Consider the following 8136-nt stretch of genomic DNA (forward strand, 5'->3'; position numbering starts at 1 on the left):
TCGCGCCTGGCGCCTGGACAAGGCCAGCCAGCAGCGCGTATTGCAGGAGCGCGAGGTGCGCGGGCGGCTGTACTTCCTGCCGGAAGTCTTCAGTCTCGATGGGCAGATGCGCACCGAACTGCGCCATCGCGGCATCTACGAGGCGCGCCTGTTCCATGCCGACAGCCAGGTCAGCGGCAGCTTCGTCCTGCCGGCCAACTACGGCATCAGCAGCGACCTGGGCAGTTACCGTTTCGACGACCCGTTGCTGGCGGTGGGCATCAGCGATGTGCGCGGCATCGAGAACGCGCCGAAGCTGAAGGTCGGCGACGAGCTGCGCGACTTCCAGCCCGGCACCCAGAGCCAGTTCCTCGGCAACGGCGTGCATGCCGTGCTGCCGTTCAAGGCCAGCGACCGCGAGCAGCGCTTCGACTATTCCTTCGAGCTGTCGCTGCTGGGCAGCAGCCGCCTGGACATCACCCCGGTGGGCCGCGACAGCCAGGTCAAGCTGGTCTCGGACTGGCCGCATCCCAGCTTCGGCGGTGAGTTCCTGCCCACCGAGCGCAGCGTCAGCAACCAGGGTTTCAGCGCACGCTGGCGCACCAGTTTCTTCGCCACCAACCTGGAGGATCAACTGCGTGCATGCACCGCGCCGGCCCAGGTCGACGTGGCTCGGGCGGTCGGTGCGGACGATCCGGATATCTCCCGCGCCAGCACCGCCGAGTGCAGCCAGTTCGGTGAGCATCGCTTCGGCGTGGCGCTGGTGGACCCGGTGGACCAGTACCTGAAGACCGACCGCGCGGTGAAGTACGCGCTGCTGTTCATCGTCCTCACCTTCGCCGGCTTCTTCCTCTTCGAAGTACTCAAGCGCCTGTCGGTGCACCCGATCCAGTACGCGCTGGTGGGCATGGCGCTGGCGCTGTTCTACCTGCTCCTGCTGTCGCTCTCCGAGCATCTCGGCTTCGAGCTGGCCTACCTGTTGTCCGCTGGCGCCTGTGTCGGGCTGATCGGTTTCTACCTCTGCCACGTGTTGCACAGCCTGTGGCGCGGCGCCGGTTTCAGCCTGGGGCTCGCCGGGCTCTACGGGATGCTCTACGCGCTGCTCAGCGCCGAAGACTACGCCTTGCTGATGGGCTCGCTGCTGCTGTTCGGTGTGCTCGGTGGCGTGATGGTGCTGACTCGCCGGCTGGACTGGTATGGCATCGGCAAGCCCCGTGGCGATGACCTGGAATTTTCCCTGGACGATGTGCGCGTACAGCGCTGAGGAGAGTCGTGATGACCAACGTGATGCGCTTTTCCCTGTGCCTGTTCGCCGGCCTGCTGATCAGTGGTCTGTGCCTGCCAGTGCTGATGCTCATCGGCCGCTTCGACTGGATCGCCCTGCTGGTGGCCAGCGGCAAACCGCTGGCCCACATCGCCCTGCTGCTGCCGGGCGATTGGTGGGAGTTGCTCACCGGCGTCGAGGATGCGGCGAACAATCCCCATGTGCGCTCCTTCCTGGAGATGTGTGTGGGAGTCGCCCAGCTCGGCCTGCTGCTGGCGCTGCCGATCTATCGCTTCGGCCGCCAGGAGCAGCCGTCATGAGTGCGTGGACCGGGCTGCGCGAGGAGCACGAGGTGGGGCGACGGCTGGCGCGGCGTATCGCCGGGTTGTTCGAGCAGGGGATGGGGCGGAGGGCGATGCGTGATGAGCGTTTTCAGCGGCGGGTGGTGCGGCACAGCCAGCCGATGATGAAGGCCTGGCGCAGCCGGCTTCCCCTCACCCCAACCCTCTCCCGAGGGGAGAGGGGGCTGGGCGGTGCGGGCTGGCAGGTCTGGAGCATGCCGGCCCGCTCTCTGAGCTGCGTACCCTAGGATGGGGGGCGTGTAGCGATACCCATCGTCAGTCAGGCCGGCACGGTCGCCTGCATCGACGGCCGCTGGCTGACCTCGGCGAACCACTTCGCCAATTGCGGATAGTCCGCACGCCAGTCCCAGTGCGGCTGGCGGAAGTCCAGGTAGCCCAGCGCGCAGGCGACGCCGATCGCGGCAATGTCGAAGCGCTCGGCCAGCTCGGGGTGGGCCGGGCCGTCGAAATAGGCGAGGGTGCGGACGATCTTCAGCTGTTGGTTGTCGAGCCATTTGTCCCAGTGTTTCTCCTGGGGGCGCATGGCGGTTTCGTAGCGAATCAGCACGGCGGCATCCAGTACCGCGTCGGCCAATGAGGCGAGGGTCAGGCGGCGCCAGCGTGCCGCGCCGTCGCGGGGAATCAGCGGCTCGCCGGCGTGTTGCTGGTCGAGGTATTCGAGGATCACCCGGCTGTCATGCAGGGTCTGGCCGTCGGCCAGGCGCAGGGCGGGAATCTTCCCGGCGGGATTGTCCTGCAGCACGCCGGCGTCCGGCGCGATGGGTGTGTGGACGGCGGCGTACAGCTCCACGGAGTCGGCCTGGCCGGTCTCGTGCAGCAGGACCATGACCTTGCGCACGAAGGGCGAAGCGGCGGCGTGAAACAGGACGGGACGGGTACTCATCAACGACTCCTCGGTGGGTTCAATCTTGCAGGACGACCAGGCGATCGGTGCCGGATTCGGCGCCCCACACCTCGCCGGGCCGGCCGAGCAGCTGGCGCACGTTGGCGTGTTCGTGGTCGCTCGGGTAGGCCGTGAATTTCTCGCTCTGCGGATCGAAGCGCAGCAGGGTATTGGCGGCGAAATCGCTCAGCCAGACCTGGTCCATGGCATCGACGTAGACCGCATAGGGCTGCGGATGATCGCCCGGCAGCTTCCAGGTTTTCCACTGGTTGTCGCTGGGGTCGAAGCGCGCCAGGCTTCCGGCGCTCCACTGGCTGATCCACAGCCGCCCCACGGAGTCGGCCCACAGGCGACGCGGGCCGCTGTCGTTGCCGGGGGCGTCGAAGGTGGTGGCGTTATCGGCGATATCGTCGACCTGGCCGATGTAGTTGCCCGCGAGGGACGCGTACCAGACGCCTCCATCCGGAGTCACGGCGATGCCGTAGGGGCCCTTGCCGCGCGGCGCCGGCCAGACCTTCAGGTCGCGGCTGTCCGGGTCGAGCCGACCATAGAAGCCATTCTGCCCGGTGAACCACAGCACGCCGTCGTCATCGAATACCGCAGTGTTGAGATTGGCGTTGGCCGCTTCCTTGGGCAACGGGATGACTTCCACGCCCAGACGCTGCGCGTCCACGTGGACGATGGCGTTGAGGCCACTGTCGGTGATCCAGGCGTCGCCGTTGGCGTCGGCGATCACGCCGTGGGGGCTGGAGCCCTTGCCGAGGCTGATCTGCTCGCTCTGCCCGGTCTGCGGATCGAGCCGGCCGAGCACGCCGAGCTTCTGCGCGGTGTACCAGACCTTGCCGTCCTCGGTGGGCGCCACGTCGTGCGGGCCGGAACCCTTGGGCAGGTCGAAGTACTTCACTTGCGTGGCGTGGGCGCCGGTGGCCAGCAACAGGCCGGCGAGAATCAGCGGCAGAACGCGAAGCATGGGGCTCTCCTTGGCAGAGTCCGGATGGTGATGAGACTGTACGCCGGTCAGTGTGGCCGACGAAACGAAGGAGAGCGGTTGTGACGACGATTTCCGTATTGGGGGCGGCGTGCCGCCAGGGCTCGCCGGTGAACGACGATGCCATCGGCTACACCGCGCAGGCGGCCTGGGTGCTGGATGGCGCGACCAGCCTCGGGCAGGGGCTGGTCGGCGGCGAGAGCGACGCGCGCTGGCTGGCGCAGAGCGCCAATGCTCATCTTCAGCGCCTGCTGGAGGAGCAGCCGTACAGGCCGACTCAAGACCTGCTGGCACAGTTGCAGGCGGGCATCGCTGCGGATTTCCAGCGCGATTCCGGCGTGGCCGTGAGCCTTGATCTGAACCTGCCCACCGCTTGCCTGAGCCTGCTGCGGGTGCTGGGCGATGGCTCGCTGGAGCTGCTCAACCTCTGCGACACCTGCATTCACCTGGCCTGGGATGATGGCCACGTCGAGAGTTTCGGCGACACGCCGCTGGAAGAGATCGACCGCCAGTCGGTGCAGCGCCTGCTGGCGCTGCGCGAGGCAAATCCGGATTGGTCCCACGCACAGTTGTGGCAGGCCAGCCGCGAGTGGGTGCGGCGCAACCGGGCGCTGGCGAACACTCCGCAGGGGTATTGGTGCCTCGATCCGAGCGAGCGCTGGATTGCGCATGTGCAGCGCCGGGTGCTCGATCCTTCAGGATTGAAGGCGTTCATGCTGGTGACCGATGGATTCGACCGGTTGCTGGATTTCCGTCGCTACGACCTGGATTCGCTGTTCGCGGCGCTGCCTGAACGAGGCGTCGAAGCGCTGATCGACGAATTGCGCGCGCTGGAAAGCGCCGATGGCCAGGCGTTGGACTATCCACGCCTGAAGATCCACGACGATGCGAGTGTGGTGTGGGGAGTTGTGCGCGGCTGAGGCCCCGACAATTCCGAGGATGGCATTGCGGAGAAAGCAAAAAGCCCCGCTCTTCCGGAGCGGGGCTTTCGGTGCGCAGGATCCTAGGGCGAGTAACCTGGAACAGGTTATCCGCCGGCTTTTGCCCGGCGCATAACGCTTGCGCGTTATGCGCCCTACGAGTGCCCGCGGCTTCGTGGAGGCGTCAGAACTTGTAGTTGACGCTGGCCACCACGTTGCGGCGGTCGCCGTAGTAGCAGTAGAAGCCGTCGCAGGTGGAGATGTATTCCTTGTCGAATACGTTGTTGGCATTCAGCGCGACGTTCAGGCCGTTGAGGCTGTTGTCCAGGCGGCCGAGGTCGTAGTGCACCGCGGCGTCGTAGACGGTGTAGGAACCGGTGTCGCCATCCGACTTGTCGCGCACGTAGCCCATGCTGCCGATGGCGATGTTGTGGGTCTCGCCGACGTAGCGGGTGCCGAAGCCCAGGCCGAAGCCGTCGAGCAGGCCGTCATGCCAGGTGTAGTCGGCCCACAGCGAGGCCTGGTTTTCCGGGGTGAGCGGCAGCGGGCGGTTCTTGTCCAGCGGGTTGGCGACCTTGGTCATCTTGCTGTTGGCGTAGGTGTAGGCGGCGGTCACCTTGAGATTCTCGGTGACGTTGCCTACGGCTTCCAGCTCGAAGCCACGCACCTGCGCCTCGCCCACCGGGCGGCTGATGAAGTCGCTGCCGGTGAGGACGATGTTCTTGCGGGTCAGGTCGTAGACGGCCGCGCTGAGCATCAGGTCGGTGCCCACCGGCTGGTACTTCACGCCCAGCTCGTACTGCTTGCCGGTGCTCGGCTCGAAGGCCGCGCCAGCGGCGCCGCCCGCTTCGGTCTGGAACGACTCGGCATAGGACACGTAGGGCGCCACGCCATTCTCGAACAGGTAGCTGAGCGCCGCGTTGCCGCTGAACTGGCTGTCGCGACGGGTATCGGTGGCGCCGCCGGCGTTGTAGAACTTCGAGCCGGTGTGGGCCCAATCCTGACGACCACCGAGGGTCAGGCGCCAGTTGTCGAGGGCGATCTGGTCCTGCGCGTAGAGGCCGGTGTCGCGCATCTTCTGGTTGTAATCGTTGTACGCGGTGAAGGCGACGTTGCTGAAGTCTTGGCCATAGATCGGCTTGGTGATGTTGCTGGTCGGCGCCGCGCCATACAGCCATTTGTAGTTGGTGTTGGCGCGCTGGTGATCCAGGCCCAGCAGCAGGGTGTGCGTGAGCGGGCCGGTGGAGAAGTCCGCCTGCAGGTTGTTGTCGATGGCGAACTGGCTGATGTCTTCATCCACCACGTTGGCGCCACGGGCCAGGGTGCCGTCGTCGCTGACCGAGGTTGCGCTGCCGCCAGCGGTGATGCCCTGGAACGACAGGTCGCTCTTGGTGTAGCGCAGGTTCTGGCGGAACTGCCAGACGTCGTTGATGCGGTGCTCGAAGGCGTAACCCAGGGCGTAATAGGTCTTGTCGTAGAACTCCCAGTCCGGATCGCCAAGGTTCTCGTGGTACTTCACCTCGCCCGCCGGGGTGGACAGCTTGGTGCCCTGCAGCGGCAGGAACTGGCTGGTGATGCCGGTATCGTCGCGGTTGAACTGCGAGAGGAAGGTCAGCTTGGTGTCTTCGTCGAAGTTCCAGGTCAGGCTCGGCGCGATGTTGTAGCGCTTGTTGTCGACGTGGTCGACCTGCGTGTTGCTGTCGCGCACGACACCGCTGACGCGGTACAGCAGGTTGCCGGCGTCGTCGACCTTGCCGGTGCTGTCGAAGGAAATCTGCTTGTGCTCGTAGCTGCCGACCTGCAGCTGCACTTCATGGCTGCTTTCAGCTTCCGGACGGCGGCTGGTCATGTCCAGCAGGCCGCCGGGCGGGGTCTGGCCGTACAGCGAGGAGGCCGGGCCGCGCAGCAGGGCGACACGTTCCAGGTCCCAGGTTTCCAGCTTGGGCATCACGTAGGAGCCTTTGGGCAGCGGCAGGCCGTCGAGGAACTGGGTCGGCTCGAAGCCGCGTACCTTCAGCCATTCGGCGCGGGTGTCGTTGCCGTAGCTGCTGGCGATCACGCCGGGCATGTAGCGCACCGCGTCGTCCAGGCTCTGCACGTTGCGGTCCTGCATCTGCTCGCGGGTGGCGACGGAGATGGAGCGCGGGGCTTCCAACAGCGGGGTGTCGGTCTTGGTGCCGGCGCGGGTGCGGGTGGCCAGGTAGCCCACGGCCGGGCCGTCCGGGTCTTCCTGGTTGCCGCTGACGGTGGTGGCGGACATCGACAGGGTGTCGCTCGGCGCCGGGCGCAGGCTGTAGCTGCCCGATTCGCTTTCCACCAGCTCCAGGCCGGTGCCCTGCAGCGCCTGGCGCAGTGCGCTGGCGGCATCGAAGCGGCCCTGCACGGCATGCGCGCTGCGGCCCTGGGCCAGCGCCGGGTCGAGGCTCAGGCTCAGGCCGCCTTCTGCGGCGATGCGGTTGAGGGTGCTGGCCAGCGGGCCGGCGGGCAGTTGGTAATCACGCACGGCGTCGGCAGCGAGGGCCGAGGAGGTAGCCAGCAGAATGGCGGTGGCCAGCAGGCAGGGGCGAAGCGAAAGCTCGAACGGGCGGCGCATTGAAAACGACTCCTGAATGAAAACGTTTCTCGATGCCTCCTTGCCGGACGAGAATCAAAAAGTGATAGGGCTGGGTGAAAATATTTTTCCGGATGGCTTTTCGCAGGAGCGAGCTTGCTCGCGAACCCCTTGATGCCGTGGTAACCGGGGGGAATCCGTTCGCGAGCAAACCCGCTCCTGCACAAGAACCTTCAGCCGCGCGGTACCACGCGCGACCACCAGGGGCCGTGCTTCTCGATACGCACCGGCAGCGTCGGCTCCAGCGAGCCGAGCGCCAGGTCGATGTTCTTCAGCGGGAAGCTGCCGGTGATGCGCAGGTCCGCCAGCGCCGGGTCCACCGCCAGGTAGCCGGGGCTGTAGCGAGCCAGTTGGTCGATCAGCTCGCCCAGGCGCACGTTGTCCACCACCAGCATGCCGTGGGTCCAGGCATCGGCGGTGGCGCTGTTGGCCTCCACGCTGCCGAAGCCATCGGCGCGCAAGCGCACCTGCTGGCCCTGGTTGATCACGCGCTCGTCCGGCAGTTGTTCGGGGCGCGCGGCCACGGCGGATTGCAGGACGCTGAGCAAGGTGCTGTCGCCTTCGTCGCGCTCCACCAGGAAGCGCGTGCCGAGGGCACGCAGGCGGCCCTCGTCGGTTTCGACGATGAAGGGGCGGCTGTCGCCGTGGGCGGTCTCTACCAGGATCTCGCCGCTGAGCAGCACGATGCGGCGCTGCTGGGCGTCGAAGCGCACGTCGACGGCGGTGCGGCTGTTGAGCTTGAGCAGGGTGTTGTCTGGCAGGCGCAGTTCGCGCTGCTCGCCGGTGGCGGTTACCAGGTCGGAGAAGACGTAGCGTACCGGTGTATAGCGATTGCCGACGCCCAGCGCGAGCGCGCCGACCAGCAGCAGCGACAGCCCGGTGCCGGCCAGCCGGCGGACCTTGCGCCGCGACTCGCCGGGCGAGCGCAGCAAGGCATTGCGTGCGGCCTTGGGGGCGGCGCCGGCCAGGCTGCGGTCGAGCATGCCCAACTGGCTCCAGGCGCGGGCATGTTCGCTGTGGGCGGAGTGCCAGCGAGCGAAGGCGGCCTCATCGTCCGGGCGCGATTCACCGGAGCCCAGGCGCAGCTGCCAGCTGATCGCCTCGTCCAGCACCTGCAGGGAAACCGGTC

Annotated in this window: 8 protein-coding genes; 4 read left to right on the forward strand and 4 right to left on the reverse strand. The window is 66.8% G+C overall.

The genetic code is table 11. From position 1 onward, the window contains the following. From creD to A9513_RS10680, 3 genes are all read left to right on the forward strand, one after another. Positions 1-1243, forward strand: a 1243-nt coding sequence (gene creD, locus A9513_RS10670) for a cell envelope integrity protein CreD (protein WP_065084719.1), incomplete at its 5' end; no start/stop codon positions are given. 11 nt (positions 1244-1254) lie between these two features. Then, complete coding sequence (locus A9513_RS10675) at positions 1255-1563, forward strand: hypothetical protein (protein ID WP_024766526.1); 309 nt, start codon at positions 1255-1257, stop codon at positions 1561-1563. Next, complete coding sequence (locus A9513_RS10680; RefSeq protein ID WP_065084720.1) at positions 1560-1832, forward strand: ABC transporter substrate-binding protein; 273 nt, start codon at positions 1560-1562, stop codon at positions 1830-1832. Before A9513_RS10675 ends, A9513_RS10680 begins: the two co-directional genes overlap by 4 nt. 32 nt (positions 1833-1864) lie before the next feature. On the opposite strand, the gene A9513_RS10685 is transcribed toward A9513_RS10680, so the two are convergent. Both A9513_RS10685 and A9513_RS10690 read right to left on the reverse strand, forming a co-directional pair. Continuing rightward, a complete protein-coding gene (locus tag A9513_RS10685) occupies positions 1865-2488 on the reverse strand; it encodes a glutathione S-transferase (RefSeq protein WP_065084721.1) in 624 nt (207 codons plus the stop codon). Positions 2489-2507: 19 nt separating this feature from the next. Beyond that, positions 2508-3458 (reverse strand): SMP-30/gluconolactonase/LRE family protein, encoded by a 951-nt coding sequence (locus A9513_RS10690; RefSeq protein WP_065084722.1) that lies wholly within the window; start codon positions 3456-3458, stop codon positions 2508-2510. 80 nt (positions 3459-3538) lie between these two features. On the opposite strand from A9513_RS10690, the gene A9513_RS10695 reads away from it, so the two are divergent. After that, the gene (locus A9513_RS10695) at positions 3539-4396 is read left to right on the forward strand and encodes a protein phosphatase 2C domain-containing protein (protein ID WP_024763648.1); all 858 of its coding nucleotides are present in this window, start codon (positions 3539-3541) and stop codon (positions 4394-4396) included. 184 nt (positions 4397-4580) lie between these two features. On the opposite strand, the gene A9513_RS10700 is transcribed toward A9513_RS10695, so the two are convergent. Both A9513_RS10700 and A9513_RS10705 read right to left on the reverse strand, forming a co-directional pair. Further along, the gene (locus A9513_RS10700; RefSeq protein ID WP_065084723.1) at positions 4581-6989 is read right to left on the reverse strand and encodes a TonB-dependent siderophore receptor; all 2409 of its coding nucleotides are present in this window, start codon (positions 6987-6989) and stop codon (positions 4581-4583) included. Between the two features lie 191 nt (positions 6990-7180). Next, positions 7181-8136 (reverse strand): FecR domain-containing protein (locus A9513_RS10705; protein WP_255302839.1); only part of this gene is annotated, 956 nt, incomplete at its 5' end.

Origin of the sequence: Pseudomonas sp. AU12215 (assembly GCF_001675465.2) — a bacterium.
Classification (GTDB): domain Bacteria; phylum Pseudomonadota; class Gammaproteobacteria; order Pseudomonadales; family Pseudomonadaceae; genus Pseudomonas; species Pseudomonas nitroreducens.